General features: G+C 66.0%; 23 protein-coding genes. 5 read left to right on the forward strand and 18 right to left on the reverse strand.

Translation table 11 applies throughout. The features are described 5' to 3' along the window. Positions 1–182 precede the first annotated feature (182 nt). Positions 183–2,924 carry a helix-turn-helix transcriptional regulator gene (locus AC3A6P_RS01345; protein ID WP_487687395.1) on the forward strand — a complete coding sequence of 914 codons (2,742 nt, stop codon included), beginning with the start codon at positions 183–185 and terminating at the stop codon, positions 2,922–2,924. Here AC3A6P_RS01345 and AC3A6P_RS01350 read toward each other — a convergent pair. From AC3A6P_RS01350 to AC3A6P_RS01380, 7 genes are all read right to left on the reverse strand, one after another. After that, on the reverse strand, positions 2,921–4,336 hold the full coding sequence (locus AC3A6P_RS01350) for an ATP-binding protein (RefSeq protein ID WP_487688116.1): 1,416 nt from the start codon (positions 4,334–4,336) through the stop codon (positions 2,921–2,923). The genes AC3A6P_RS01345 and AC3A6P_RS01350 overlap by 4 nt on opposite strands. Positions 4,337–4,412: 76 nt before the next feature. Then, complete coding sequence (locus tag AC3A6P_RS01355) at positions 4,413–5,066, reverse strand: nitroreductase (RefSeq protein ID WP_487687398.1); 654 nt, start codon at positions 5,064–5,066, stop codon at positions 4,413–4,415. Between the two features lie 7 nt (positions 5,067–5,073). Further along, positions 5,074–5,796, reverse strand: a complete 723-nt coding sequence (locus AC3A6P_RS01360) for an SDR family NAD(P)-dependent oxidoreductase (RefSeq protein WP_487687401.1) — start codon at positions 5,794–5,796, stop codon at positions 5,074–5,076. Continuing rightward, complete coding sequence (locus AC3A6P_RS01365) at positions 5,793–6,533, reverse strand: SDR family oxidoreductase (RefSeq protein WP_487687404.1); 741 nt, start codon at positions 6,531–6,533, stop codon at positions 5,793–5,795. The genes AC3A6P_RS01360 and AC3A6P_RS01365 overlap by 4 nt, the downstream gene beginning before the upstream one ends. Further along, complete coding sequence (locus AC3A6P_RS01370) at positions 6,530–6,934, reverse strand: cupin domain-containing protein (RefSeq protein WP_487688119.1); 405 nt, start codon at positions 6,932–6,934, stop codon at positions 6,530–6,532. Before AC3A6P_RS01370 ends, AC3A6P_RS01365 begins: the two co-directional genes overlap by 4 nt. Positions 6,935–6,938: 4 nt before the next feature. After that, positions 6,939–8,102 (reverse strand): NAD(P)/FAD-dependent oxidoreductase, encoded by a 1,164-nt coding sequence (locus AC3A6P_RS01375; RefSeq protein WP_487687407.1) that lies wholly within the window; start codon positions 8,100–8,102, stop codon positions 6,939–6,941. Between the two features lie 8 nt (positions 8,103–8,110). Continuing rightward, on the reverse strand, positions 8,111–8,704 hold the full coding sequence (locus tag AC3A6P_RS01380) for an FAD-dependent oxidoreductase (RefSeq protein ID WP_487687410.1): 594 nt from the start codon (positions 8,702–8,704) through the stop codon (positions 8,111–8,113). Between the two features lie 462 nt (positions 8,705–9,166). Here AC3A6P_RS01380 and AC3A6P_RS01385 point away from each other — a divergent pair, with 462 nt between their 5' ends. After that, positions 9,167–11,455 carry a TPR repeat domain-containing protein gene (locus tag AC3A6P_RS01385; protein WP_487687412.1) on the forward strand — a complete coding sequence of 763 codons (2,289 nt, stop codon included), beginning with the start codon at positions 9,167–9,169 and terminating at the stop codon, positions 11,453–11,455. Positions 11,456–12,269: 814 nt separating this feature from the next. After that, a complete protein-coding gene (locus AC3A6P_RS01390) occupies positions 12,270–12,590 on the forward strand; it encodes a WXG100 family type VII secretion target (protein ID WP_487687414.1) in 321 nt (106 codons plus the stop codon). Positions 12,591–12,719: 129 nt separating this feature from the next. On the opposite strand, the gene AC3A6P_RS01395 is transcribed toward AC3A6P_RS01390, so the two are convergent. The 6 genes from AC3A6P_RS01395 to AC3A6P_RS01420 are packed head-to-tail and all read right to left on the reverse strand — an operon-like array spanning position 12,720 to position 17,893. Continuing rightward, positions 12,720–13,607: an alpha/beta fold hydrolase gene (locus AC3A6P_RS01395; RefSeq protein ID WP_487687416.1), complete on the reverse strand. Its 888-nt coding sequence runs from the start codon at positions 13,605–13,607 to the stop codon at positions 12,720–12,722. A gap of 18 nt (positions 13,608–13,625) precedes the next feature. Further along, positions 13,626–15,113, reverse strand: coding sequence for an amidohydrolase family protein (locus AC3A6P_RS01400; RefSeq protein WP_487687419.1), 1,488 nt, complete (start codon positions 15,111–15,113; stop codon positions 13,626–13,628). Then, on the reverse strand, positions 15,110–15,682 hold the full coding sequence (locus AC3A6P_RS01405; RefSeq protein ID WP_487687421.1) for an NADPH-dependent FMN reductase: 573 nt from the start codon (positions 15,680–15,682) through the stop codon (positions 15,110–15,112). The genes AC3A6P_RS01400 and AC3A6P_RS01405 overlap by 4 nt, the downstream gene beginning before the upstream one ends. Before the next feature lie 3 nt (positions 15,683–15,685). After that, the gene (locus AC3A6P_RS01410; protein ID WP_487687424.1) at positions 15,686–16,090 is read right to left on the reverse strand and encodes a cupin domain-containing protein; all 405 of its coding nucleotides are present in this window, start codon (positions 16,088–16,090) and stop codon (positions 15,686–15,688) included. Between the two features lie 19 nt (positions 16,091–16,109). Beyond that, positions 16,110–17,027: a VOC family protein gene (locus AC3A6P_RS01415; protein ID WP_487687426.1), complete on the reverse strand. Its 918-nt coding sequence runs from the start codon at positions 17,025–17,027 to the stop codon at positions 16,110–16,112. Further along, positions 17,024–17,893: a fumarylacetoacetate hydrolase family protein gene (locus AC3A6P_RS01420; RefSeq protein WP_487687429.1), complete on the reverse strand. Its 870-nt coding sequence runs from the start codon at positions 17,891–17,893 to the stop codon at positions 17,024–17,026. The genes AC3A6P_RS01415 and AC3A6P_RS01420 overlap by 4 nt, the downstream gene beginning before the upstream one ends. 178 nt (positions 17,894–18,071) lie before the next feature. On the opposite strand from AC3A6P_RS01420, the gene AC3A6P_RS01425 reads away from it, so the two are divergent. Then, positions 18,072–18,773, forward strand: coding sequence for a GntR family transcriptional regulator (locus tag AC3A6P_RS01425; protein ID WP_487687431.1), 702 nt, complete (start codon positions 18,072–18,074; stop codon positions 18,771–18,773). Between the two features lie 19 nt (positions 18,774–18,792). On the opposite strand, the gene AC3A6P_RS01430 is transcribed toward AC3A6P_RS01425, so the two are convergent. From AC3A6P_RS01430 to AC3A6P_RS01445, 4 genes are read right to left on the reverse strand one after another with little or no spacing between them, the layout of a single operon-like run. Further along, on the reverse strand, positions 18,793–20,187 hold the full coding sequence (locus tag AC3A6P_RS01430) for an amidohydrolase family protein (RefSeq protein WP_487687433.1): 1,395 nt from the start codon (positions 20,185–20,187) through the stop codon (positions 18,793–18,795). A gap of 16 nt (positions 20,188–20,203) precedes the next feature. Then, on the reverse strand, positions 20,204–21,238 hold the full coding sequence (locus AC3A6P_RS01435) for an ABC transporter permease (RefSeq protein ID WP_487687435.1): 1,035 nt from the start codon (positions 21,236–21,238) through the stop codon (positions 20,204–20,206). After that, the gene (locus tag AC3A6P_RS01440; protein ID WP_487687438.1) at positions 21,235–22,797 is read right to left on the reverse strand and encodes a sugar ABC transporter ATP-binding protein; all 1,563 of its coding nucleotides are present in this window, start codon (positions 22,795–22,797) and stop codon (positions 21,235–21,237) included. The genes AC3A6P_RS01435 and AC3A6P_RS01440 overlap by 4 nt, the downstream gene beginning before the upstream one ends. Beyond that, positions 22,794–23,258: a cupin domain-containing protein gene (locus AC3A6P_RS01445; RefSeq protein ID WP_487687441.1), complete on the reverse strand. Its 465-nt coding sequence runs from the start codon at positions 23,256–23,258 to the stop codon at positions 22,794–22,796. The genes AC3A6P_RS01440 and AC3A6P_RS01445 overlap by 4 nt, the downstream gene beginning before the upstream one ends. Before the next feature lie 194 nt (positions 23,259–23,452). On the opposite strand from AC3A6P_RS01445, the gene AC3A6P_RS01450 reads away from it, so the two are divergent. Continuing rightward, on the forward strand, positions 23,453–24,616 hold the full coding sequence (locus tag AC3A6P_RS01450; RefSeq protein ID WP_487687444.1) for a sugar ABC transporter substrate-binding protein: 1,164 nt from the start codon (positions 23,453–23,455) through the stop codon (positions 24,614–24,616). Between the two features lie 43 nt (positions 24,617–24,659). On the opposite strand, the gene AC3A6P_RS01455 is transcribed toward AC3A6P_RS01450, so the two are convergent. Next, positions 24,660–25,685 carry a ketopantoate reductase family protein gene (locus tag AC3A6P_RS01455; RefSeq protein ID WP_487687447.1) on the reverse strand — a complete coding sequence of 342 codons (1,026 nt, stop codon included), beginning with the start codon at positions 25,683–25,685 and terminating at the stop codon, positions 24,660–24,662. Positions 25,686–25,897: the final 212 nt, after the last annotated feature.

Below are 25,897 nucleotides of genomic sequence, written 5' to 3' on the forward strand. Positions count from 1 at the left end.
ACCGGCCCTCCCTCCGCTGCACTGCGACCACACTGGCAGTCGCGCCAGGCGGCAGGGACCACGGAAAACCCGTAGTCCCCGGGTAGCCCTGCATCCGCCGGGCCGACGTGACAGGATTTGCCGGTACCGCGGCCAGGGACGATGGCCGCATCCGGCGTTCCAGACAGGTGGGCAGCTCGATCGTGACGGCGATCCACGACCGAAGCAACGCGGTGTTGCCCGGCCGCGGCGTCGAATGCCAGACGCTTCGGGAGATGGTGGACGCTCTCCGATCCGGCCGGAGCGAGGTGCTGGTGCTGCTCGGGGAGGCCGGCATCGGCAAGACGGCGCTGCTGACATATCTGCGGGAATTTGCGGGGGACTGCGCTGTGCTGAGCGCGGTCGGCGTGGAATCCGACATGGAGTTGGCGTTCGCCGGGTTGCAGCAGCTGTGCGCGCCGGTGATGGATCTCCGATCGGGCCTACCGCAACCGCAGCGCGAGGCGTTGGAGCGGGCCTTCGGGCTCCGCGATACCGGAACCGCGCCGAACCGGTTCCTGGTGGGGTTGGCGGTGCTCGGACTGCTCGCCGCTGCCGCTGCCGAACGGCCGGTGCTGTGCGTGGTGGACGATGTGCAGTGGCTGGATCAGGTGTCGGCGCAGACGCTGTTCTTCGTGGCGCGCCGTCTGCAGGCCGAGTCGGTCGGGTTGGCGTTCGCGTTGCGCACACCGATCGAGGGCACCGCGGGCTTGCCGACCCTGGCTGTGGGTGGCCTCGACGACGGTTACGCGCGCAAGTTGTTGGAATCAGCGTTCCCGGAGTTGTTGGACGCGGCGGTACTCGACCGGATCGTGGCCGAAGCACGGGGAAACCCGTTGGCGCTGTTGGAGACTCCGAAGGACAGCACGTCCATCCACACCGAGACCGTCAGCGCCGGCATCGAGGAGCATTACCGCGCCCTGATCGCCGACCTGCCCGACGACACCCGGATGCTCCTGCTCGTCGCTGCGGCCGAGCCCGTCGGGGACCCCGCCCTGCTGTCGCGTGCGTTGGCGCATCTGGATCTCAAACCCGCGGCGATGACGCCCGCGCATGACCTCGGTTTGATCGCCGTCGACACCCGCGTGCAGTTCCATCACCCGGTGGCGCGTTCGGTGGCCTACCGCTCGGCCACCGCCGAGCAGCGGCGGCTTGCGCACGCCGCGCTGGCGGCGGTGACCGACCCCGCTGTCGACCCGGACCGGCGGGCCTGGCATCGCGCCCTGGCCGCGGATTCCCTCGACGAGCAGGTGGCAGGAGACCTGGAAAACTCCGCCGGGCGGGCGCTGCAGCGGGGCGGAACCGCCTCGGCCGCAGCATTTCTGACACGTGCGGTGGAGTTGACTCCCGACCCGTCGATCCGTACCGGCCGCGCACTGGCCGCTGCCGAGGCGCACCGCGAGATCGCGTCCTTCGACAGCGCCCGTCGCCTTCTGGCCACCGCGGACCTGGGGCCGCTGACCGATCTGCAACGGGCCCGCTCCGCGCAGCTGCGGACTCGGCTGGCGTTCGCCTCAGCGCGCGCCGGCGGTGATGCCGACACGCTCGTCGTCGCCGTCTCCGAGTTCACCGCGGTGGCAAAGCAACTGGAGGCCCTCGACAGCACGCTGGCCACCGAGGCCTACCTGGAGGCGCTGAGCGCGGCGATGTACGTCGGGCGCATCGGCGAGCGCCTGGCCACCGATGTTGCCGTGACCGCTCGGTCCGCGCTGGCGACGATGCAGCCGAAGACCCCGCTGGACCTGGTGACCCATGCGCTGGCCGCGCGGTTGGCGGTGGGTGCTGTGGAGGCGATGCCCGCCATGCGCCGCGCCCTGGACGCACTCAAGGAAGCCACGGTCGACGGGTCGGGGTGGTTCTGGCGGGCGTTCCCCCTGGTCCACGACTGCTTGATCCACGAGACATGGGATGACGGCTGGCATGACATCGCGGCGCATGCGGTGCGGCTGGCCACCGACAGCGGCGCCCTGGCGCTGCTGCCGTCGGCGCTGTTGTCGCGGGCCGGCGCCTCCGTCGAGCGCGGTGAACTGGCAACGGCGAGTGCCCTTGTCGCCGAAGCCAACGATCTGTCGATCGCCATCGACTACGCGCCGTTGAAGTACCACCGCATCGTCGTGGCGGCCTGGCGCGGCGACGAACCCGAGGTCACCCGATTGGCGACGGCTGCCCTGGCCTCCGGCCGGGCCCGTGGTGAGGGGCGGGTGATCGGGCTGGCGCATTACGCCACCGCGGTGCTCAACGTCGGGTTGGGCCGCTACGGCGACGCGCTGGCGGCCGCGCGCAGCGCCGCCGAGTACGACGATCTCGGGTTCTACCCGGAGGTGTTGTCCGAGATGGTGGAGGCGGGCGTGCGCGGCGAGCACACCGCCCTTGCCGCGCAGGCCTTCGACCGGCTGCGGGACCGTACGCTGGCGTCCGGCACACCACGTGCGCTCGGCTCGCTGGCCCGGTCACAGGCGCTGCTCAGCAGCGGTGACGAAGCTGAAGCCCGGTACCGGGAGGCGATCGGGCACTTCGACCGAACCGGGCTGCGGATCCAGGTCGCTCGCAGCCACCTGCTCTACGGGGAATGGTTGCGCCGCAACGGTCCTGCCACCGTCGCACGTGAGCCGTTGCGGATAGCCCACCAAGAGTTCGTCCAAATGGGTTCGGTGGCGTTCGCCGAACGGACGCGCCGCGAACTGCAGGCCGCCGGCCAGAAGACCCGTAAGCAGCCGACCAGAGCCGGTGACCAGCTGAGCCCGCAGGAACGCCAGATCGCCGAACTGGCGGGCCAGGGTCTGACCAACCAGGAGATCGGCGGCCAGCTGTTCATCAGTGCGCACACCGTGGAGTGGCATCTGCGGAAGGTGTTCACGAAGTTGGGGATTCGGTCGCGGCGGGAGCTACGGCAGAAGTTCCCCTAACTGCCCGGGGCAGGCGCTTCCAGCGGCAGGCACACGATGAACCGGGTGTCGCCCGGTGTGGACTGCACCGAGATGTGGCCGCGGTGCCGGTCGACGACGATGCGCCACGCCAGGTCCAGACCCAGCCCGGGGCCCTCACCCACCGGCTTCGTGGTGAAGAACGGGTTGAAGATGCGACCGATGAGGTCGTCGGAAATGCCGGGTCCGTCGTCGCAGATTTCCACGCGGATCATCGAGTCGCCTTCGCGTCTGGTGCGCACCGTCAGTGTGCCGTGACCGTTCATCGCGTAGAGAGCGTTGTCGATCAAGTTGGTCCACACCTGGTTGAGATCGGCCGGGTAGCAATGTAGTTCGGGCAGCGACTGGTCGAGGTCCTTGACCAGTGTGACGGGTTTGCCGACCATGGCGACCCTGTCACCGAACATCAGCACGGTGCTGCGCAGCATCTCGTGGATGTCGATGCACTGGTAGGGTCCGCGGTCCATCTGGGAGTAGGGCTTGGCGCCGTTGACCAGTGCCGCGATGCGGTTGCCGGCCTCGGCGATCTCCCGGATCCGCAGGTCGATGTCGATGAGCTGTTTGAGCCAGTTCACGGCACACTCCAGCGACGCCGGTCCGACGGCCGCGGCGACGCGGTTCAGCCAGCCGATATCCAGACCCGCCTCCACCAATGTCGAGGCGTAGCGCCAACTGTCGTTGATGCCGTGTTCGGTGAACCACTGCTCGATCGCGTCCTCGCGATCTGCGGCCTCCAGCGGCGACAGTGTTGATGCCGGCATGGCTACGGCAATCTCGGCCTGAAGGCCCAGCAAGGTCGGCAGGGCGTCCGGAGTGGCAGTGGCGAGCACACCGAGGTCGCGATGCGACTCGGCCAAACTGTCGCGGAGGTCGGCGACCGCGCGCACGGTGGCCGCGGCAGGGTTGTTGAGCTGATGGGTGAGCCCGGCGGTGATGGTGGCCAGCGCGTGCTGCTTCTCCTGTAGGCCCAGGAGCTGACGCTGGCGCAGCCCGCCGATCGCGGTGCTTTCGAGCAGATGCACTGCGACGGGCCACACCGTCTGCATGAACCGCGTGAAGAAGTCGGCTTCCACCACGAACAACCGCGATGGGCGCGTCACCCGCACCGTGACGTCGTAGACGGCGCCCCAGCCCGAGATCGCGCCGAAGTAGAAACCTCGTTCCGATGTTCGGTGCAGTTCCACGTCGTGGTCCCCGGAGCGCTTGGTCATCACCACATCGCCACCGTCGAGCAACACGTAAAACGACTGTGCCGGCTCACCTTCCCGGCACACCGGTCCTGCCGGCACGGTGGTGATGGTGCCGTTCCCGGCGAGGGCGTCGAGTTGCTCATCGGTGAGGAACTCGAAGATGAACACCGTACGCAGTTCGACCTTGAGGCTCTGCGCCGCCACCCGCGGCGCAGGGTCGAGGAGTTCGCGCCACGCTGCCATGGGTTGGCCGGTGGTCAGCGGAGTCTGGCTGTCCATGTCAGTCGTCGAGGAAAACGACGTTGTCGGTCACCGGGTTGCGCGGTGTCTCGATGCTGTTGGCCGCAAAACTCGGGTCGGCGTAACCGATGCAGATACCGCACAGCACGGTGAGGTCGTCGGGGATGTCAAGCTGTTGGCGCACCACGTCCGGGTAGAGGGCGGTGGAGACCTGCACACAGCTGTCGAGGCCACGTTCGGTCAGCGCCAGCAGCAGCGTCTGCAGGAACATCCCCACGCCGATGGCGTCGGGGAGACCGAGATCGCGATGCATGCAGACGATGCCGGCCACCGGGGCGTGGAAGAAGTCCCAGTTGCGTAGCTGCGCGTTCCAGCGGCCCTCGTCGTCGTCGCGGGCTATGCCCATCGCGCCGTACAGCAGGGCGCCCAGCTGGCGGCGTAGGTGGCTGTGCGATTCTGGCAGACCGAGAGTCGGCGGCGGAGTGGTGCGCACCTGCGCTGCCAACGCCGCGCCCAGGCGCTCCCGTCGAGCGCCGGACGCCAGGAACAGCCGCCACGGTTGCACATTGGAGTTCGAGGGTGCGCGCATGGCCAGCGTCAGCGCCTCCTGCAGCAGTTCCTCTGGTACGGGTTTGTCCGGCAGGAACATTCGCGAGGAATGACGCCGAAGGACCACGTCGTCGAAGTCCACCATTCTCCTTTCAGACGGCGGTGCCGCCGCCGTCGACATGCAGAGTGGTACCGGTGATGAAACTGGCGCGCGGGGAGGCCAGAAAGTAGATCGCTTCGGCGATCTCCGCGGGATCCGCCGTCCGCCCGAGCGGCAGTGCCCGGCCGAGTTCGTCGTTGGTGTCACCCCATTCGGCCGCGACGCCCTCGGTGGCGGTCGGACCCGGCGCGACGTTGTTGACCCGGATGTTGTGGGCGCCGAATTCGACCGCCCAGGTGCGGGTCAACTGCTCGACCGCAGCTTTGGACGCGCTGTACACCGAGGCGCCGGGAACACCCTTGGAGGCCACCATGGAGGTGACGTTGACGATGGCCCCGCCACCGCGACGGATCATGGTGGGTACCGTCGCGGCCACCAGGAAGTAGAGGCCGCGCACATTGGTGGCGAAGGTGTGCCCGAACTCGTTCTCGTCCTGGTCGACGGTCAGGCTGGCCGGGAAGCGTGCCGCGTTGTTGACCAGGATGTCGAGCGCGTGCTCGCGGGCCAGCCGCTCCACTCCGGCCGAGTCGGCCATGTCCACGGCGACGAACTGTGCCGTCGGTCCGAGGGCGTCGCGAGCCTGTTGTCCGCGTTGAGGATTGCGCCCGGTGATGATCACCGAGGCGCCCGCGACCACCAGCCGGCGGGCCGTCGCAAAGCCGATGCCGGCGGTGCCGCCGGTGACCAGTGCGGTACGGCCGGCCAGCTCATTCATCGGTCCAGCCACTCCGCGAGCCGGGTGGTGCCCAATTCGGCGCCGTCGCCGGTGACCAGACTGTTCTGGGTCACGGGGACACCGAAGTAGGTGGCCTGCGGATCGACGACGACGGGCAGGTCCTTGCCCTGAGCGGTGAAGATGGCGCGCGCCAGGTCGGCGAATGACATCTTCTCCGGCCCACCGAAATTCAGCACATCGTTGCGCGGTGCTTCGGTGGCGACACGGGCGACCACCCCGGCGACCTCGGCGGCCGAGACCGGCTGGATCAACGCGTCGGGGGCGTGTACTTCACCGTCGACCACCAGTGATCCGGCGATGCCCTCGGTGAACTCGTGGAACTGGGTGGCCCGCACGATGGTGTAGGGCACGCCGGAGTTGGCCACCAGTTCTTCCTGGAGATGTTTGCCGCGCAGATAGCCGTCGGCCTCGATGCTGCCGACACCGACGATGGACAACAGCACATAGTTCTGCACGCCGGCCTTCTTGGCTTCTGCGAGCAAGGTGGTGGCCGAGCCGGTGAAGAAGTCCACAGCGGGGCCGGGTTCCATACTGGGGGAGTTGAGGACGTCGACAACGGCGTCGGCACCGGCGAACGCGGCCGCCACCCCCTCGCCGCTGACCGCATCCACGCCGGAGGACCGCGATGCTGCGTTGATGGCATGTCCTGCGGCGGTCAGCAATTCGACGACCTGCGCGCCGATCTGGCCGGTGGCGCCTACCACGGTGATCTTCATCCTTCTTGTCCCTTCTGGAAGCGGCGGTCTTTGCGTTGCTCGAGTTCTGCGTCGTCGACGAGGACGAACATGTCGACGCCCGGTTGACAGAGCATGGTCACCAGGAACCGCAGCGGGATGTCGTCGCGGTTGTTGCCGTCGGAGTAGTGGATGACGTCGCCGCCGGGCTCCCAGAACGCTTCACCGGCCTTGATGACCCGCGGCGCTTCACCTTCCAACTCGAAGAGCATCTCGCCCTCGAGGACGTAGCCGAAACACGGCCCGCCGGGGTGCCGGTGCGGCGGGGCGCCTTTGTCGCCGGGGCCCCATTCGATGATCGCGGTCATCGCGTCGGCACCCTCGGGAATGTGGGGTGGATTGACCGACTGGATGACGGTCATCGCCTTCACCAGCTTGTCCATGACGTCAGACACCGACTGTTCCTCTCTTCAGATTCTTCTGGCGTTTACCGCCTTTGGGCCAGAAGTAGCTGCCCGGCTTGCGGGCCTCCTTGGCCAGGAACGACAGCGTGCCCTTGCACACCGACTCCTTGATGGACGCCGCGAGGCGGCCGCCGATGTGCAGCGGCAGCGCTTCATCATTGAAATGCGACATCTGGATGGTGCCGGCGTGACGGCCCAGGCTGATGCACTGACCCACCGAGGCTGGGTTCAGGTTTTTGGGCTCTCTGCCGTCGAGGCGCGCCAGGATGGTGTCAGCGGCGTGGGATGCCAGCGGCATGGCGAGCTGGCAGCTCATCCGCAATGGGACACCCGACGGTGAGGCCGCATCGCCGGCGGCGATGATCGAGGGATGGTCGAGGCTGGTGAGGGTCTCGTCGGTGAGTAGCCGGCCGAGCCGGTCGACGCGCAGGCCGCTGTCGGCAGCCAGGGTGGGGACACCGAAGCCGGCGGTCCACACGGTGGCCGCGCTCGGCAGTTCGGTGCCGTCGCGCAATGTGATTCGATCCTTGTCGACGCGGGTGACGGTGGCGTTGTCCAGCACGGTGACGCCGAGCTTGTCGAGGTGTTTGGCCACCGACTTGCGGCCGCCGTTGGCCAGTGAAGGGCCCAGTGCGCCGGTCACCAGGGTGACGGTGCGGCCTGCTTCCGCGAATTCGGAGGCGGCCTCGATCCCGGTCAAACCACCGCCGACCACCACGATCGGTGCCTGCAGCGGGACATCCTTCAGCCGTTCCGTCAGGCGCTGTGCGGCTTCCAATTCGCCGAGCGGAAAGGCAAACTCGCGGGCGCCCGCCACGGTGGCGGGTACGGCTGCGGTGCTGCCGACGGCGTAGACCAGGTAGTCGTAGTCCAGGGTCGCGCCCGATGTGAGGAGTAGTTTCTTGGTGCCGGCGTCGATGCGGTCGGCGCTGTCGACCACCAGCTTGGCGCGGTCGGTCAGGATCGTCGAGTAGTCGGCGACGGCGTCATCGTTGCCGGCGACCAACTGATGCAGCCGGATTCGCTCGACGAAGGTGGGGCGCGGATTGACCAGGGTGATGTCGATGTCGGGGCGCTGGCTCAGCCGGTTGGCGGCCAGGACGCCGGCGTATCCGCCGCCGACGACCACGATCTTCGTTGTTCGCATGTTGCCTCCTATGCGCTATTGCTGAAGTGGCCGGCCTTGGCGAGCAGTGCGTCGGCGGAGTCGGCGGGTGGGTAGATCCACTGGGTGTTGATGGCCAGTTCGGTGGCGATCTCGAGGCCGGTGAAGCTGGCGCCCACCACAACCGCGGTGTACTGGCCCTCGTTGGCGAGGTGGGGGAGTCGGTGCAGGTGGGCATCCAGTGCGGTGGCGGCGTCGAGGGTGTCGATGTCGAAGGCGTGCGCAGAGCCGGGGAAGGCGGGCCGGTTGAGTTGGCTGCCAGTGGCCAGCACCAGCCGGTCATAAGTTGCGGTGACGAGTGCGCCGTCGTGCCCCCGGGCGGTGACGATCTGGGCGGCGACGTCAATGGATTCGACCCGGGCGTTGATGCGGTTGACGCCGATGGGGCCCAGCAGGCTGTCCGGGCTGATCTGCATCTTGTCGGGATTGCGCTCGTACAGTCGCGGGCGGACCACCCTGTCGTCGCCGGCGCTGATCAGCCGCACGCGGAGGTCGTCCTCACTCACCGAGCGGGCCAGGCGAACCGCGCCCGCTGCACTCCACACCCCGGCGAAGCCGCCGCCGAGTACCACTACGTCCTTCATGCCTACGACGATGGCACCTAGCCGCGTGGTCAGGGACCACGGAAAACCCGTAGTCCTTGGTGCGTGGGGCAGGGGCGCAGGCGGCTGTCGGGTCACCCCTGGAATCGGACTGCTGATGCGGTCGCGCGAGCAGCTCAGTCACACCCGTCAATTCCTTACCCGAATTTTCCAGCACCTCTTGCCCGCCTCTGTGCGACACCACTGCGACAAGCGGGGTTGTCGCACCGAAGTCGCACAGAGGCGGGCTAACTCGGTAATTCGTCAGCCAGTGGTGTGCCCGTCTCGGGGACACCTTCACCGACTTGAGTAGGCCAACACCCACACCGCGATCTCCCGCCGAATATCGATCACATCCGGGGGCCTAAAGACCACGGAAACTTCGGCCCGTGGCGCTGACTACCGACCTTCTGCGTGCTGAGGTAAGTTGCCGACGGTAGCCAGCAAACGGGGGTGGCGGTGGGTATGTCGTTGGCGGATCTCGACCGCTGGGATCCCAACGCTATCGAGACGGTGCTCTCGGCTGCCACCGACAACTCGGCGGCCACCCGCATGACGTCCGAGCAGCTGGGCCGGGTCATCGACGCGATCCCGTGGGAGGGTGAAGCCTACGACGCTGCCCGCGCGGCCAACACCGACCTCCGACGCGACCTCAACCTGCACGCCGCCGAACTCGATGCCGTGGCCGAAGCCGCCAAAGCCGCCGAAACGGCGATCCGCTCCATCAAGTCCGACTGGCAACACCTGCAGCAGGAGGCCGCCGCAGTCGGTATGACCATCGACGCAGCATCGGGAACTGTCACTTACGTCCAGTCGAGTGATCCCGAGGAAGCGGAGATCCAAGAGGAGAACTACCGGATCATCTGCGCCGAGATCGAACGGCTGTTGAGCCGGGCGGACCAGGCGGACGAGACACTGGCGTTGGCGATCGAGGGCGCCGACGGCAGCAAGACGGCTGACGAGATCACCCAGGAACTCAACGAGCAGTGGGTGACCACCGAGGACGCTGAAGGCATTGTGCACGACGCGCTGGCCGGTGACACAGACGCGGCGGGCCGGGTGAACGGGGTCCTGGACACCATCACCGCCGAGCAGCAGGCCGGTCAGGTGCCGCTCACGGCCGAGCAGGCGGCGGTGGTCAGTCAATTGCAGGCGCAGCAGCACGGTATGTCGGTCGAGGCGCTGCAGACCGCCGAGGGGCGACTTGGTGCCGAGCGGGACATGATCGGCAACTCGTGGCAGCTGATGAGCAATCCGAAAGTCGAGTTCCCGAAGACGGAGCTCAAGCCGGGAGCCAAAACCGATTTCGACACCAGCACCCGGGGCGGCTTCGATCAGTTGCCTGCGAGTGTGCAGGAACCGCTGCGTCAGACCACCTGGGTGGACGGTGAACTGGAGACGGCCCAGGATCTGAGTGTGATCGCCGGGATCGTGGACAACGGCGACAGCCGGTTCCAGAGCGGCACCGACGTCGACCGCGGGATCATGGGCCGTGCCACCGATCTGATGAAGGTGTCAGCGTTCGACCAGCAGTTGGGGGGATTGAACGGCCCGCCCGGGCTGACCCGACAATTGGCGAATCCGTTGGCCGAGCAGCTGTTCGCCGCAGGTAACGCCGACCATGTGGTGAACCACGAGTTGGTGACCAACGTGCAGAACGCGCTGCTTCCCAGCATGGAGCCGGGCGAGTTCGTGCAATACGCCACCGCTAACCACTGGGCCGACGACGGCGAAGCGATCTCCGGGGTGTTCGACTGGACCGGCAGCGCAACAGGTTCCGAGGCGCAGATCGCCGGCCAAACCGCGCAGGCGTATTCGAGCTACCTGGGCGAGAATGCGCCGCGGTTACTGGATATGTCGGGTCATCACACGCTGGGCGAGATCAACCCGAAGTTGGTCCAGGGCTTCGCCGAAGGTCTGTCGCCCTATGTCGCGAACATCGCCGGCGAGCAGAACGAGTTGTCGGCGTTCTTCTCGACACCCGATACCGCCGGCGCTCTGGGCGATGACACCATGCCCGTGGCCAAGGGCATCTTCTCGGTGCTCAATACCGACCCCGATGCGGCGCGGATGTTCAACGGGAAAGCCTACGAGGAGATTCTGCGCGATCAGAACGCGTACGCCCAAGGTATCGCCAACAACATGCCTGATGCTGTTCTGCGCGATGCCAACATGCAGGAGGCAAACGTTCTTAGAGCCTTGGTGGACGTCGGCACCAACAATGCACTGGAAGCGAAAGGCGTCAACGCGGACGTTCGTGCCGCAGAGGCCTATGCATCCAAGTCGGCTGCTTATGACATCGCGGTCAAAACGCTCGCCGCCGGTGCTGACCTCACACCCGGTGGGCCCGCCGCCGCCTTCGGTGTCGATGCCGTGGGGTCAGCGCTGAAAACCGACATCATCGGTCAGGCACCAACGCCGACCACGCAGCACGCACCGCTTCCAGACATGACCGAAGCCGATTCGCATCGAGCGGTGCTCAATGGTCTGCAAGCGAATGGCGTAGAGATCACCCTCCCCCCGTATTTCGTCGAACCTGGTGAAGGTGGATCTTCCGGACGCATCCGGTCTTTCGACGAGTACGAGAGCGTTGCGAAGTCGTTCAGCATCGGCGAGCCCAAGTACAACGAAGAACTTCAGCTCGCAATCGTGAAGGTAGTTGGTAGTGAACATGTTTCGCTGATCGGATCAGACAGCGAATACTATGATCAAGTTACCAAGAACCCGCAACCTTGGGCACCGCCAAAGTCATGATTCGAGAATTTACGATGCGAATAGCCTTATTGCTGCTGGTGGCGACGGTTCTATCCTCGTGTGCGCAGGAAGTTTCGGGTCAGCCGAACCGGGTTACACCTGTCGAGCCCTGGACGGGCGTCATGGCGGACGTCAATGCGGTGTGGAGCGCTGAACCTGGCACTGATTTGCTGTCCAACCCGGCTGTGGTAGTCCGTGCGTTCGTCGAATCTCACGCTCTAGCAACCGCAATGGGCACCATTGATGCGGTCTACCCAGGATTCACTCGTGCGGTGGCTCGACCAGCAGAGCCCGAGGACGACCCTGACAGTGCTTGGCCCGGCGCAGACCGCCCGCTCCCGTACCCGCTGGTCGGAACGGAGCGGCTCCACATCCTGCGGGTCGATACGGTGGGTCGCGCAGTCACCGCCATAGTGTGCTCGTACGGCGGATACACCAACGGTTACGATCTCGGGAACGGCAAGTACGGACCGTATCCAGGGGTCGCCGGAGACGACGGCGTCGTCGCGATGCAGATAAGCATGATGTCACCCGAGGTTCCGTCAGCACCCTTGCCGCCGCAACAGGGCCAGGAAAGGGCTCCGAAGGCAGACGTTTTCGGTGGCTGGCGTATCAATTCGCGCCGATTGGACCTCAACAGATTTCAGCCAGAATGGCCAACTGCGCTGGATGACATTCAAGCGTGCCGGGAACGGGCCCCAGACCCGCTGCAGCGACGCGAGTTTCTCAGTCGGGGCGAACACCCACGGTCCGACTATCCGACCCTCCCGGCCTACCCGGGCTGGCCGGCCGCACCACCATCCTGAGGAGCAGCATGCCGAAACGTCTCTCAGTTGACCCGCATGCAATGAACCAGGCCGCCACGACCGTCACCGGCAGCGGTGATGACTTGTCCACCAGCCACACGGCGGCAAGCTCACGCATTTCGTCCGCCACCTTCGGTTGGGCGGGGCGCTCTGCGGACGCGCTGACCACTCGAACCGCTCGATGGGATTCCCGCAACAAGGTGTTGGTGGCTCGGATAGAGGACCACGCCAACAATATTCGGATCAGCGCCGCTGAGTTCGCGGAGGCGGACGAGAAGCACGGAGAGACGTTGCGTGACGTGGCGTCCGGGCTGTTGAACTCGGAGTAAGCCGGGTCGTCAACGGTAGCGCTCGCGAATCGCGATCATCCGTCGTCTGCGTGCGCACACCAGGCACGCGGCCTGCCCCACGTGAGGCCGTGACGGCGGCACGTCGTGCGTGGCGGCGAGCCGAGGCGACTACCGCAGAAACTCTATTATCGCCGCAGACGTCTCGGTGGGACTCTCCTCGGCATTGAAGTGGCCGCCGGAAACTTCGACGCCGGTGATCTGCGGAACAAGTGTGCGTCGCCAGATCTCGGTCGGCTTCTCGGGTGCCCGGCCCAGGAAGGCCTCACCCCAGATCACCATTGTGGGACAGTCGATCACGGCGCCGCGGGCCAGATCGGCTCGGTCGAGCTCGGGGTCGATACGGGCGCCGGCGCGGTAGTCTTCGCAGTAGGCATGAATGTGCGCGCGGTCAGCCCAATCCCGTCGGTATGTCGCCAGCACGTCAGCATCGAAGTCGTTCAAAGTCCCCGACATGGTGTGCTCTGCCAGCAACCGGTCCAGTGCGGCCCGTGTCATCGACTCCTCCGCCGCAGCGCCTTCCTGCGCGAAAGTCCGCCAGTGTGGTGTGAATTCGGGATCATCGGCCATGCGGTCCCAGATGAGCGACGCCGGATAATTGTCCATCAGCACCAGGTTTTCCACGGCGGCGGGGGCGTCGAGCGCCATGCGGTAACCGACCAGTGCACCGCGATCGTGCCCGATCACCGAGAAGCGTGGGTACCCAAGCCCGGACATGAACGCCACCACCTCGGCGGCCATCCTGCGCTTGGAGTAGTCGTGGTGCGCACTGTCGCCGCGGGGCGCCTCGGACTGACCGTAACCCTTCAGATCGAGACACACCACCCGATGGGTCGAGGCCAGCGCGGGTGCCACCCGGTGCCAGCACAGGTGAGACTGCGGAAAGCCGTGCAGCAGAACCACCGGTGGACCGTCCTGCGGCCCGCCGACGCGAGCGAACAGTTTCACGCCGTCGGCGTCGGCGAAGACGGAGTCGAATTCGGGAAAGTGATCAGTCACGTGAGTTGCTTTCTCTGCTCAGGGGTTCGGAACTGCGAGTGATTCCAGGCGGGTGGCTTCCTGCGTTCCGTCGACGTGGGCGCGCAGTGACTGCTCGGACGCAGAGGAGAACGACGGTGGCGCCAGCGGATCCAGCCGCCATCCGACCGCGGCGGCGATCCGGTCGCGCGACTCCTCGATCTCGGCAGTCAACGACGGTAGGTCGACATTGATCATCTCCCCGGCCCACTTGCGGGGACGACCCGAGACAAAGACCGAATCCACTGTGGCGCTGTCGATGCCTTGCACGACGGTGCCCACGGCGTTGTTGAAGGGCAGGTTGGACAACGCGTTCGCGCGAAGGAGCAGGACGTCGGCCTGGAAGCCGGGCGCAATGCAGCCGGCCACGCCGCCGAGACCTACATGCAGGGCTCCATTGACCGTCGCCATCTCCAGGACCTCGCGACTCGTCATGATCGGCGGCAGGTCTTCCTCGCCGTGGAAGCGTCGGGTGGCCAGCATCATCCGTTGGGTGGCCATGGTGGCACGCATCTGGGTGAACATGTCGCCGGCCAGTGTGACCTCGACGTCGGTGCTGAGGCTGGGGGCCAAGCCCAGGTCACGGCACCGCTGCGTCGGGGGGACACCAGTCGCGATGCCGATGTGCTGGTCCGAGGTGGTGGCCAGAGTGACGCTGACGCCCTGATCGACGATCGCCTGCCACACATCATCGCTGAGGTCGGTGCAGTGGATCAGAGTCACATCTGGTCCCAACGCCCCCACCTGAGCAAGGTCGTAGAGCTCATCGGAGGCGCGGGGGCCGAGTACTCCGTCGAAGGTGATGGCCAGCCCGGCCTCGCGCGCATGGGCCAGGAGGCGGTCGGTCGGCCAGACGCGTTTGATGTCCAGGCCCATCCGCAGGGTGACCAGACCACGCTCACTCGAGCAGTAGGCGTCCCGCAGTCGGGCCAGATCGTGCGGCCAGTGCTCCTCCCACTCACCGGCGTTCGGGGCCGCGGACGCGTGCACCACCCGGGCGCCGGCCCGTGCATACGCCTCGAACACCGCGTCGCAGTGCGCGCGGCTGCGCGAATTGTGGGAGAAGTCCAGCAGAGTGGTGATGCCGCTGTTGAGCGCGCTGAGCACGCTGACCTGAGTGCCGATCCGCATGTCGTTCGGGGTGTAGTGCAGTGCCATCCCACCGTGGATGCTGGCGACGTAGGAGTCGAGGTCGGCGTCGGCGATCAGTCGTCGAAACGCTGTCTGCCAGGCGTGTCGATGGGCGTCGACCAGGCCGGGGGACAGGATGAACCCGGTGCAGTCGATGGTCACGGCGCCGGCCGTTCGAGGGTCTGAGGCAAGGTTTTCGGCGACGGCGACGATGGCGCCGTCCTGCACCAGGACCTCGCCGCTCGACAGGTCCGGCACGGCCGGATTCATGGTGAGCACGGTGGCGTGCCTGAACCACAGTGTGCTGGCCCCCAGGACCCGCTTCAGCTCGCCTGCTCGACCCGCCGCGGCCTTCATGGAGACACTCGCAGGCTCGAGAGCGCGTGACTGACCCGGGCCAGTTCATCGAGCAGCTGTCCTGCGGCTGCTGTCATTGCGTCCGTGGCCTGGAACCGGTCGTCGTCGATGAGGGTCTGGACGAAGGGGATGTACACCGCTTCGAAGATCGGCGTCATCTTCAGCGTGGTCACCACCTGCTTGAGCATCTGCACGGCGCGGGCGGCACCGCCCGCGCCACCGTAACCGACGAAACCCACTGCCTTGTCGTTCCATTCGCGGTACAGGTGGTCCAGTGCGTTCTTCACCGGTGCGGTGTAGCCGTAGTTGTACTCCGGGGTGACGATCACGAACGCGTCGGCCGCGTCGATCGTCTCACTGAACCGACGGGTGAGCTCCTGGGTGTACTGGCCGAGCCGGGGATGGTGGGGCTCGCTGAGCATCGGTAGGCCCCATTCGAGCAGATCCACCACCGTGACGTCGAAGGCACCATGGGCGGTGGCGATGTCACGGAACCAGGCCGCGACGGGTGCGCCGGCGCGGCCGGGCCGGGTGCTGCCGACGATGATGTGCAGCCGGATCGCGCTCATGGCTCACACCTCGGTCAGCGCGACGGGAGCCAGGTCCACATCGACATGCTGGGATCCCTGCCCGTCGTAGCTCTGTGCGAAGCAGAACGCGCGGAACACCGTGTCCCCGTCGTTGAGCAGCATGTGCGGGGTGTTGGGTGGGGTGTAGATGAGTTCACCCACCTCGATGCGTTTGGCTTCGTCGGCTACCTGCATCACCCCGGAACCGTCGAGAACGAACCAATATTCGTGAGTGGGGTGATGGTGCGCTTTGAGTGCGGCGCCGGGCTGCACCTCGAACACCGACACCAGCCCCAGATATGTGCCGTCGGTCAGATGCTGGAACTCTTCCTTCTCGATCAGGTAGGTGGACGCAGCAGTGCCCTGATGCTCGGCGACGGCTTGCTTGGAGATCGACCAGGTATGCATTCGAAGGTGGTCCTTTCGGTTACGAGTGGGTGCCGACCATGAGATCGGCGAGGTCTTCGGGGGCCAGGAACGACGGAGGAGGCGGCGGCCCCCAGCTGAACAGTCCTTTGGCGCCTTCGAGCACTTCGGGGGTCCAGATCTCGTCGTCGGGAATGCAATCCATGTCGGAGTAGTACTCGGAGAAATTGCCCGCAGGGTCTTTGAGGTACCAGAAGAAATTCGAGCCGGCGTGGTGGCGTCCCAGGCCCCAGACGTGGCGTTCGGGATTACCGTCGAGCATGGTTTTGGCGCCGCGGCCGATCTCGTCGATATCATCGACCTGCCACGACGTGTGGTGCAGAAAACTGACTGGCATCTGTAGCAGCATCACGTTGTGATGGTCCACCGAGCACCGCAGGAATACCCCCTGTTGCCCCACGGCGTCGCTGACTTTGAAGCCCAGACCGTCGGTGAAGAATCGCCGGGTGGCGGTCATGTCGGTGGACCCGACGACGGCGTGGCCCAGTTTCTTCGGTTGCACCGGTCCCTCACGCAGAATGCCGGGTGCGCGGTCGCCGACGCGGTCGTAGCGACCGGGGCCGTTGTAGCTGGTCGCGGGCACCGGCGTCTGCACCAGGCGCGGCATCACCTCGACGCTCACCCGGATGTCGGTCACCGGTTCAACGGAGGCGACGCCGGCGCCGGTGGCGGCAGTCAGGAACCCCTCGCTGGTCAGGCTCTGGGTGATGGCAGCGACGTCGTCGAGGTCGTCACAGCCGACGACCATGGCAACCAGGCGGCGGCGAGCACTTGCCACGATACGGAGTTGCCGTCCACCCTCGACGGTGGAGAACACCCCGTCGCCCTCGTGGCGGAGCCCGAAATCACAGTAGTAGGAGATGGTTTCGGCAACATTGGGAACACCCATGGTGATCTGGGCCAGCCGGTGCAGACTCATGCTGCGTTCTCCCCAGGAGTCGCTGCGGAGACGAACCTCTGTCGGATCTCGCCGATACCTTCCACCCAGGAGACGAGCTCGTCGCCCTCTTGTAGGTACACCTGAGGGTTGCGACCCAAGCCCACGCCGGCCGGGGTGCCGGTGAAAATCAGGTCGCCGGGGTACAGCTTCACTATCCGTGAGAGCTTGGAGACCAGTGCCGGCACGCTGAACACCAGATCCTTGGTGCGTCCGCGCTGCATCTCGGTGCCGTTGATCGAGCAGCCCAACTCGAGGTCGTCAGGGTCGGAGAACTCGCTGACGGGCACCACCCACGGACCGATCGGGCCGAATCCGGGAAACGACTTCCCGAGGCTGAATTGTGGTGCGGGACCAGCGGACTGGGTGCGGCGCTCGGAGATGTCCTGTCCGACCGTCAGTCCGGCGATGTGGGACCAGGCGTCGGATTCGGCGATGTCGGTGCCTTCGCGGCCGATCACCGCGACGAGTTCGACTTCCCAGTCGGTGTTGCCGTCGTCGGGCAGTGTGACAGCGCAATGCGGACCGGCCAGGCACGAGACGAACTTGGTGAACACGGTCGGCTGATCGGGTACGGCGAAGCCGGATTCCGAGGCGTGATCGCTGTAGTTCAAACCGATGGCAAAGATCTGGCGGGGCGTCGGTACCGGTGCGCTGAGCCGTGCGGTGTCGACCATGTTGCTGGGGGTGATGTCCACTGTCGCAGCCCATTCCAGAAACTCGTCCCACCGGTCGTACACCGCGGTGGGGTCAGGGCCGAAACGTCCGGCGGAGCCCTCGGCGACGTCCAGGTAGGCGCCATCGTTCCCGATCAGAATGAGCCGCCCGTCGAGATTGCCGACCTTCATATACTGCGCTCCTCACTGTGACGGCGGTTACGGTGTCCATCAGACTCCGTTCGATTCGACATGTCAAGTTACTTTCGAACATTTGTGGATAGTTCGAAGGATTTCGCTGATGCGGCCGTGGGTACCCGCGCTGCGGTAGCATTCGATATCTCTTCGAATGTTCGAAATTGAGGGTGTGATGGCGGGTAAATCGACAGGCCAAGAGCGAGTGCATGCGCAGATGCGCGCCGACATCCTCGGCGGCCGCTTCCACCCGGGACAGCGCCTGCGCTTCGCCACGCTGTGTGAGGACTATGGCGCCAGCGTGGGAGTGATTCGGGAGGCGATGTCGCGGCTGGCCGAACAGGGGCTGGTGACCGGCGCCGCGCAGCTCGGTTTCAAAGTGGTCTCGATCTCCCATGACGACCTCGTCCAGCTGACCCAGGCGCGTGTCTGCGTCGAGGTGTATGCATTGCGGATGGCGATCGCGGACGGCGATTTGGCTTGGGAGTCAGAGCTTTTGGCCTCGCATCACGCCCTGGAGCGCACGCCCATGCTGGCGGCCGGAGAGCCGCCGCACCTCAATGACGCGTGGTGTGCGGCCCACGCGGGTTTTCACGCCAATCTGCTCAGCGGCAGCGGTAACACCCGGTTGTGCTCCATCGCGGCCAACCTGCGCGACTCGGCCGAGATCTACCGGCGCTGGTCGGTCAGCGAGGTGCGCGGACCCGCCCGCGACATCGCCGCCGAGCACCGTGCGATTCTCGAGGCGACGCTCGAGCGGGACGCGGACCGGGCGGCGGCGCTGCTTCAGGAGCACTTTGAACTCACCACCGCTCTGCTGCTGGAGTCCGATCTCGTCGAAAATCCCGGCGAGACTTCATTGCCGACCGGGACGTAGAAGTCGTCCCGATCGAGATTCACCAGCCGTGTCCGGCAGGCAGCTCCGGTGCCGGCGTCGGGATGAACGTGCCGTCCGGCTGCCGGGTCTGCTCGGCCAGGCGTCGCTTCGTCCGATTCAACGCCTGCAGTTGACGCGGCCAGGCGTCGGCGAGCAGTGTTCCGCCGCGCTTCACCAGAGTGCCCGCCACCATCACGGTGTCGATATCGGCCGCCGACGACTGGGTGATCACCGCTGCCTCGGGAAAGTCCTCGACCCATCCGGCCATGTCCGGGCTGGTAGCGCGGAACAGCACCAGATCGGCGTCCTTGCCGACCTCGATGCTGCCGATGCGATCCTGAAGACCAAGCGCTTTCGCGCCGTTGATGGTGGCCCATTCGAGAGCTTCCCGCGATGTCACCGACAGCGACGCGGGATTCTCGCCGCGCGAGAGCTCCTCGGCGGCGTCGGCCAGGCAGGCTGTCTGCATGCCAAGGCGCGCCTGCCCGATGATCCCGCCCCCGCAGCAACCCACCGAATCAACACCGAGTGTCGGGGCCAGGCCGAACTGCCGCTGCTTGCGCAGAGTCGGCTCGCCCAGTGCCATCCCGATCTCCACTTCCACCCCCGCGCAGATGGCCGCGCCGCGATCACGCACGAGCTGATACTCGCGGTCGGTGCTGGTGTTGCCGTGCACGAACACCGTGTCTGCGCCGAGCAGGCCGGCATCCTCGAGCATCTGGATCTCACCCACGCCGTTGCGCACGGCATTGCTGTGCAATGTCAGCTGCGCCCCGTGCTCGCGTGCGAGCCGGAACTGCTGGGCGACCACGTCTATCGGAGCCATGAACAGTTCAACCGGGGCGACGCCGAGCCGGACCAGTGACTTGCCGGGCGCCAGTATCCCGTCGTCGAGCTGGGTGAGAATCGCGCGGTACTGCTCGGTCTCGGAGAACACCCGGGGGGCCAGCGGCGCCTGGCCCATCCCGAGGGCGTAGACACCGCGAACACCAGCATCAACCATCGCCTGGGCGCCGGCGAAGGCGTGGTCGGGAGTATTGACGTTGTGTTCATAGCCCAACACCGTCGTCACCCCGTTGTTGAGGCATTCGAGACTGCCTGCGTAGGTGGCCGCGTAGGTGTCTTCGGCCGTCACGAACGGAGCGATGTGCAATCGGATCCCGATCATGTACTGCAGCGTCGACCAGTCGGCGAAGATGCCGCGCACAGCGGTCTGCCACAGGTGGCGGTGGGTGTCGACGAATCCGGGGGTGAGAATGCAACCCCGAGCATCGATTTCGGTGGCATCACCGGCGTCGAGACCCCTGCCGACAGCAGTGATCCGGTCTTCCTCGACCAGGACATCGGTATCGGCGAGGTTGCCCAGCGCGGGGTTCATGGTGACGACACAACCGTGTCGGAAGACGATCTTCATCGATGTCCCTTTCTGATCAGGAGCCCATGACGGCGACGCCGGTGCGGCGGCGACGGAACACTGCGGACAGGCCGACGGCAACGATGACGGCCAGGCCGTTGAACACGTCGGTGATCCAGGGCTGCACGCCCATCAGGGACAGCCCGCTGATCGTGGTCCCGACGAAGAAGAGGCCGACCAGGGCGCCGACCAGGTTGTAGGTGCCGGGCCGAATGGTGGTGGCGCCCAGAAACACTGCGGCCAGCGCGGGCAGCATGAACCCGATGCCCCCGACCTGGGGGTTGCCGTTGCCCTGGCTGGCGATCTGAAGAATCCCCGCGACACCGGCCAGGAAGCCGGCTCCCACGAAACTGGCCAGTACCACGCGCCGGGTCGGAAGACCGGTGAGGCCTGCTGCCTTCTCGTTGGAGCCGACGGCGGCGAAGTAGCGGCCCAGCGTGGAGTGCTCCAGAAGGACCAGGACAGCGGCGCCGATGAGCACCATGATCACGAACAGCACCGGGATGCCGAGGAACAGCTGATTGCTCAGCCCGGTCAAGGTCGGTGACAGTCCCGTGCTGATCGGGATGCCGCCGGTGTAGGCCTGCACGATCCCGGCGATCACGGTGGAGGTGCCCAGTGTGGTGATGATCGAGTTGATACCCAGGTAGGACACCAGCATGCCGTTGATGAATCCGATGGTGCTGCCGAGGAGCACCGAGAGCACCATCGCCACGAACACATTCACACCGAAGTGCGACATCGCGCCAGCGACGGCGATGGAGCAGAAGCCGACGTTGGCTCCCACCGAGATGTCGAAGCGGCCGGTGACCAACGGAAGGATGAGCGCCATCGCGACCACCGCGAGCACCGATCCCGAGATGGCGATACTGCGGAAGTTGGCGGCGGTCGGGAAGATGTCCGGCCGCAGAGCGGTGAACACGGCGATGGCGCCGATGAACAGCGCGACGAGGCCGAACCGCTCCGTCAGGTCGGCCGCGGCCGATTTCTCCTTGGTGTCCGCCAGGCTCGGAGCCGGAGTGGCCGTGGTGGGGGTGTCGAGCGTGCTCATGACTGGAGTTCCTTTGCTGAGAAGACCTTTTCGGTGAGAAGGCTGCTGTCGATATCGGGTCCGCTGACTTCCCCGGTGATACGCCCGCCGCTGAGGATGAGAACGCGGTCGGACATGTCGGCCAGTTCCTCGAAGTCGGAGCTGACCAGGATCGCTGCGGCGCCCTCGGCTACGGCGTCGGTGATCAGTCGGTAGGCATCGGCGCGGGCACCGACGTCGACGCCCTGGGTGGGTTCGTCGAGCAGCAGAACCGCGGGACGGCGGCGCATCCACCGCGCCAGGACCACCTTCTGTTGGTTGCCGCCCGACAGGGAGGACATCAGCGCTGAGTCGCCGGCGGTCTTGACGCCGTAGGCCTGGATGGACTCCGCCGCGGCTCGGCGTTCGCGGCTGCGGCGCAGGATTCCGGCGCTACTGAACCTGGTGACGTCGGCGGCCGACAGGTTCTCGCGCACCGACAGGTCCAGGAAGGCGGCGTCGGTCTCCCGGTGCTCGGGGATGTAGGCGATGCCCGACTCCATCGCGGCGCGCACCGATCCGATGCCGACGCGGCGCTCGCCCACGGTGATGGTGCCGCTGGTGGCCGGATTCATGCCGAACAGGCACTGCAGCAGTTCGCTGCGTCCGGCGCCGAGCAGTCCGGCGATGCCCAGGATCTCACCCGCACGCAAGGTGAATGAGACATCCTGTATTCCAAGAGCATTCAGATGCTCGAGACGGAGTGCCACCGGCGCGTCCGAGGTGGCTCCGGGGGTGTCGGGGTACATCGCGTCGAGTGATCGGCCGACGATCAGGGACACCAGTTCTGGTTCGGTGAGTCCGGCGGTCGACCGGGTGATGACGTGCGCGCCGTCGCGCAGCACGGTGATGTCGTCGCAGACGTCGAGAACCTCGTCGAGGCGGTGGCTGATGTAGATGACGGCCACGCCGGTGGCGGTGATGGTGCGCATGGCATCGAGCAGGATGGTGACCTCATGCCGGGGGAGGGCAGCGGTGGGTTCGTCCAGGACGACGGCAGCGATCTGGCTGCGGCCCTCCACGTGGTCCTGCAGGGCGCGGGCGATGGCCACCATGGTCTGGTCGGCCAGCCGCAGCTGCTCCATTTTCGTGTCGGGGGTGGCGTCGATCTCGAAGTGATCGAGCAGGCGCTGGGCCCGGTCGCGCAGCGCGCCCCGGCGCACGATCCCGAGCCGGGCCGGGAACTCGTCGCCCAGTGCGATGTTGTCGGCCACGCTCAGGTCGGGAAAGATCCCCGGGTTCTGGTGCACGAACCGCAGGCCTGCGGTGCGGGCCCAGGCAGCGCCGAGCTGGTCGGTCGCGATCCGGGTTCCGTTGACCTCGACGGTGCCGCCCGCGTCGGCGGACTGTACCCCGGCGATGCTCTTGACCAGGGTGCTCTTGCCGCACCCGTTGCCGCCGACCAGGCCGTGCACGGAGCCGCGCTGCACGTCGAAACTGACTCCCTTGAGCGCTTTTCCGCCGGGGTAGGTCTTCTGCAGGTTACGGATGCTGATGGCCGGTGTCTCAGGGTGGGCGGCCGGCACGGCGGGCGCGCTCACAGGGCGACGTCGTACTGTTGCGCCAACCGGGCGGCGAGCTCGGGGGACTGGCTGATTTTCCACTCGGCGGCCAGCTGCGGGGCCTGGGCCAGGGCATCACGGGCGGTGAGGTCACCCATCGACATGAAGTAGTGCTCGAAGTCGCCGGGCGAGGTGATTTCCAGGATCTCGACGTCCTCGTCGGTGGCATTCCACACCGAGTGGACCAGGCCGCGGGGGCGCACGGCGATCTCGCCGGGCCCGACGGTCCATTCCCGATCGCCGACGAGGACGCCGAGATGACCCCGCACCACGATCGCGACCTGGTCTTCGTTCTCGTGGGTATGCGGAAGCATCAGCACCGCGGGCGGAATGATCTGTCGCACAACGCTGTACGCGTCGGCCACCTGATCGGCGAGTACTTCGAAGGTGGTGGGCAGCTTGCCGACCATGACGTGCTGACCGAGCGATGGCGCCGGCATGGGTGTTCCTCTCTGGCGGCTGATGAGTTCACGAATTCTTCGTGACGCGGACCACACGATGCTATACGGTGTCGAACACGTGCGGAAGATTCGAAAAAAATTAATCTAGTCGAAAATACGAGTCTGATCGGACGGGGAGCCGCGTGGTGTGGACACGCGGCGAAATCCACCTCACAGCGCAAGGAGATGAGCACATGGTGGGCAACGGCATGATCCCGGTGCGCCGGGCAACCACGGCTGGCGTCGTCGCTTTGGCGGGTGTCGCGATGCTGCTGGGTGCGTGTACGACGATCTCGGACGGACCCCAGATCGCCACCGACCTCACCGCGGAGCAGCGCGAGATCCTGCAATCCGGATACGACGGCGATTCGTTGCAGCAGCCGACCGCTGAAGGGCCGGCGGCCCAGCGTGGGAAGCGGGTGTGGGCGGTGTCCTGCGGGGAGGCCTACCAAGCCTGCTCGCAGTTGTCGGCGGGCTTCGTCGAGGCGGGTGCCCAGTTGGGTTGGGACGTCAATCTGGTTGACGGGAAGGCGGACCCGTCAGTGGCCACCGGCCTGATCCGGCAGGCGGTGGCCGCCGATGTCGACGGTATCGCCGTGTTCAGTTACGACTGTCCAGGGGTCAAGAGTGGCCTGGAAGCCGCCCGCGCCGCCCGCATCCCCGTCGTGCAGTTCACCTCGATCGACTGTGATGACGAGGCCTTCGGCGCCGGTCAGGCGCTCTACACCGCTGGGCTCAACGTCATGGGCTCCACGCAGATCAAGGACTACTACCTGAAGTGGGGTGCTGCCCGGGCCGACTACGTGGCAGCGCTGATGGGCGGTGAAGGCAAGTTGCTCCAGATCGCCAACACCGATCAGCGAACCCAGCAGTACTCGAACCAAGGCTTTCGGGAGCAGTTCGCCAAGGCGTGCCCGGACTGCGACCTGGTAGAGGTGCCGTTCACCTTCGCCCAGGTTCCCCGCGAGGCCACCGCCAAGTGGAGCTCCGCGTTGATGCAGAACCCGGATGCCACCGCCGTGTCCACCGGGATCGATTCATTGATGGGGCTGGGGCTGCAGTCGGCGTTGAGACAGGCCAACTTCGGCGGCATCGTTGCCGGCGGGGAGGGGTTGAACCTCGATCTGGTGCGCGAAGGGACCCAGAGCACCGAGACGGTCATCCCGTACGCCCTTGCGTCTTGGGGTCTGGCGAACACGCTGAACCGGATTTTCGCCGGTGAGGACCCCGCGGCACTGCCCACCGAGGGTGGCGGCTGGCAGTTCATCGACAAGGACCACAATCTGCCGGCGCAAGGGCAGCCCTGGGAACCGCCGTTCGACTTCCGGGCGGCCTACATCACCATGTGGAACGGCTGACAGAACCGGTGCCCCAGCGGAAGCGCTGGGGCACCGGCGCTTTTCAGTGCAGTAGTGCCAGCAGGGCGGCCGCGTTGTCCGACCCCGGGCGCAGTGTTCCGTTCTCCACCTGTTCGGCCATGTTCACCACCGCAGCATTGACCGGTGCGGCGCCACCAAGCCTGTGCTGTTCGGCCACGATGTGGCCGTTCAGCTCATGGACTTCACTGCGCCGGCCCTTGCGCCAGTCCTGCAGCACCGTGGTCAATTGCCCCTCGATCGAGAAGTCGTCATGCACCACCGCGAGCAGGGTTTCGGCGAAATGCTCCGGCGTCGTCACATCCTCGGTCGCCATGCCGATGATCGGCAGCAACTGGTGCCCCAACTGAAGGCAGGTGCGCACAGCCTCGTTGCCGGCCTCGATCATCACGTCCTTCATCCGGGGTACTCGCACCGCCTCCATGACCGTCATGTCCAACACGGCCGAAGTCACCAGCTCGGTGCAGTTGGCGATCAGCTTCATCCATTTAGAGGACACGATGTCCTCGGACACCTCCACCCGGCCGGCATGGCGGAGGATATCGGCGATGTCAGGGGCGCGGCGGTGCGCCATCGGATCGGTCCCGCCGACGGCGAACCACGACATCTCCCTGCTGGTATCGCGTTGCACTACACCAGGTTCGAACATGGTGGAGGCCACTTCGATGACGCTGCCGAGAGTGCGATGGCTACCGAGGACATCGCTGATGTCGTTCATCGTCATACCGTTCTGGATGCCGACCACCACACCGTCAGCGGCCAGCACCGGCTTGATCAGCTCGCACGCCCAACGGGTGTCGTAGGCCTTGACCATCAGCAACACCACATCGAAAGGCCGGCGCATCTGCGCGACCTCGCACAGATGCCGCACACGAACCTCGGTGATCTCCGTGCTGCCGGCGATGTCGATGCGAACGCCATTGCGGCGCATGGCGTCAACGTGGTCAGGCCATTGCTCGATGAAGGTGACGTCGAGTCCGGCCCTGGTGAGGTCCGCTCCCACCGAGGCGCCGTTGGCGCCGGTACCCAGAACGGCAATGTGTGTGGTCACGTCGATCCCTTCAGTGCATATTCGAATAACGCAACTTTATTCGAAATTTTAGCAGAGTGGAGGGAACATCAAGGGTCGCCACGGTTTGCGGCGCGCGCGAGGGCGGCGGAGTGAGCCCTCGGGTAGTTGGCTCCTGGCTCATGTTCGAAAATGTCTTGATCTACGAAAATTTTCCTGGTTCACGATGGTGGGCACGGCGGTGGTCTACGCTG

The organism is Mycobacterium sp. Soil_C_30 (genome assembly GCF_057656995.1).

What these genes read in the sequence shown, in the direction of transcription:
- AC3A6P_RS01355 (WP_487687398.1), bottom strand. Translation starts at nt 5,066, where the DNA reads ATGGTGGACTTCGACGACGTGGTCCTTCGGCGTCATTCCTCGCGAATG.
- AC3A6P_RS01360 (WP_487687401.1), bottom strand. Translation starts at nt 5,796, where the DNA reads ATGAATGAGCTGGCCGGCCGTACCGCACTGGTCACCGGCGGCACCGCC.
- AC3A6P_RS01365 (WP_487687404.1), bottom strand. Translation starts at nt 6,533, where the DNA reads ATGAAGATCACCGTGGTAGGCGCCACCGGCCAGATCGGCGCGCAGGTC.
- AC3A6P_RS01370 (WP_487688119.1), bottom strand. Translation starts at nt 6,934, where the DNA reads ATGGACAAGCTGGTGAAGGCGATGACCGTCATCCAGTCGGTCAATCCA.
- AC3A6P_RS01375 (WP_487687407.1), bottom strand. Translation starts at nt 8,102, where the DNA reads ATGCGAACAACGAAGATCGTGGTCGTCGGCGGCGGATACGCCGGCGTC.
- AC3A6P_RS01380 (WP_487687410.1), bottom strand. Translation starts at nt 8,704, where the DNA reads ATGAAGGACGTAGTGGTACTCGGCGGCGGCTTCGCCGGGGTGTGGAGT.
- AC3A6P_RS01385 (WP_487687412.1), top strand. Translation starts at nt 9,167, where the DNA reads ATGTCGTTGGCGGATCTCGACCGCTGGGATCCCAACGCTATCGAGACG.
- AC3A6P_RS01390 (WP_487687414.1), top strand. Translation starts at nt 12,270, where the DNA reads ATGCCGAAACGTCTCTCAGTTGACCCGCATGCAATGAACCAGGCCGCC.
- AC3A6P_RS01400 (WP_487687419.1), bottom strand. Translation starts at nt 15,113, where the DNA reads ATGAAGGCCGCGGCGGGTCGAGCAGGCGAGCTGAAGCGGGTCCTGGGG.
- AC3A6P_RS01405 (WP_487687421.1), bottom strand. Translation starts at nt 15,682, where the DNA reads ATGAGCGCGATCCGGCTGCACATCATCGTCGGCAGCACCCGGCCCGGC.
- AC3A6P_RS01410 (WP_487687424.1), bottom strand. Translation starts at nt 16,090, where the DNA reads ATGCATACCTGGTCGATCTCCAAGCAAGCCGTCGCCGAGCATCAGGGC.
- AC3A6P_RS01415 (WP_487687426.1), bottom strand. Translation starts at nt 17,027, where the DNA reads ATGAGTCTGCACCGGCTGGCCCAGATCACCATGGGTGTTCCCAATGTT.
- AC3A6P_RS01420 (WP_487687429.1), bottom strand. Translation starts at nt 17,893, where the DNA reads ATGAAGGTCGGCAATCTCGACGGGCGGCTCATTCTGATCGGGAACGAT.
- AC3A6P_RS01425 (WP_487687431.1), top strand. Translation starts at nt 18,072, where the DNA reads ATGGCGGGTAAATCGACAGGCCAAGAGCGAGTGCATGCGCAGATGCGC.
- AC3A6P_RS01430 (WP_487687433.1), bottom strand. Translation starts at nt 20,187, where the DNA reads ATGAAGATCGTCTTCCGACACGGTTGTGTCGTCACCATGAACCCCGCG.
- AC3A6P_RS01435 (WP_487687435.1), bottom strand. Translation starts at nt 21,238, where the DNA reads ATGAGCACGCTCGACACCCCCACCACGGCCACTCCGGCTCCGAGCCTG.
- AC3A6P_RS01445 (WP_487687441.1), bottom strand. Translation starts at nt 23,258, where the DNA reads ATGCCGGCGCCATCGCTCGGTCAGCACGTCATGGTCGGCAAGCTGCCC.
- AC3A6P_RS01450 (WP_487687444.1), top strand. Translation starts at nt 23,453, where the DNA reads ATGGTGGGCAACGGCATGATCCCGGTGCGCCGGGCAACCACGGCTGGC.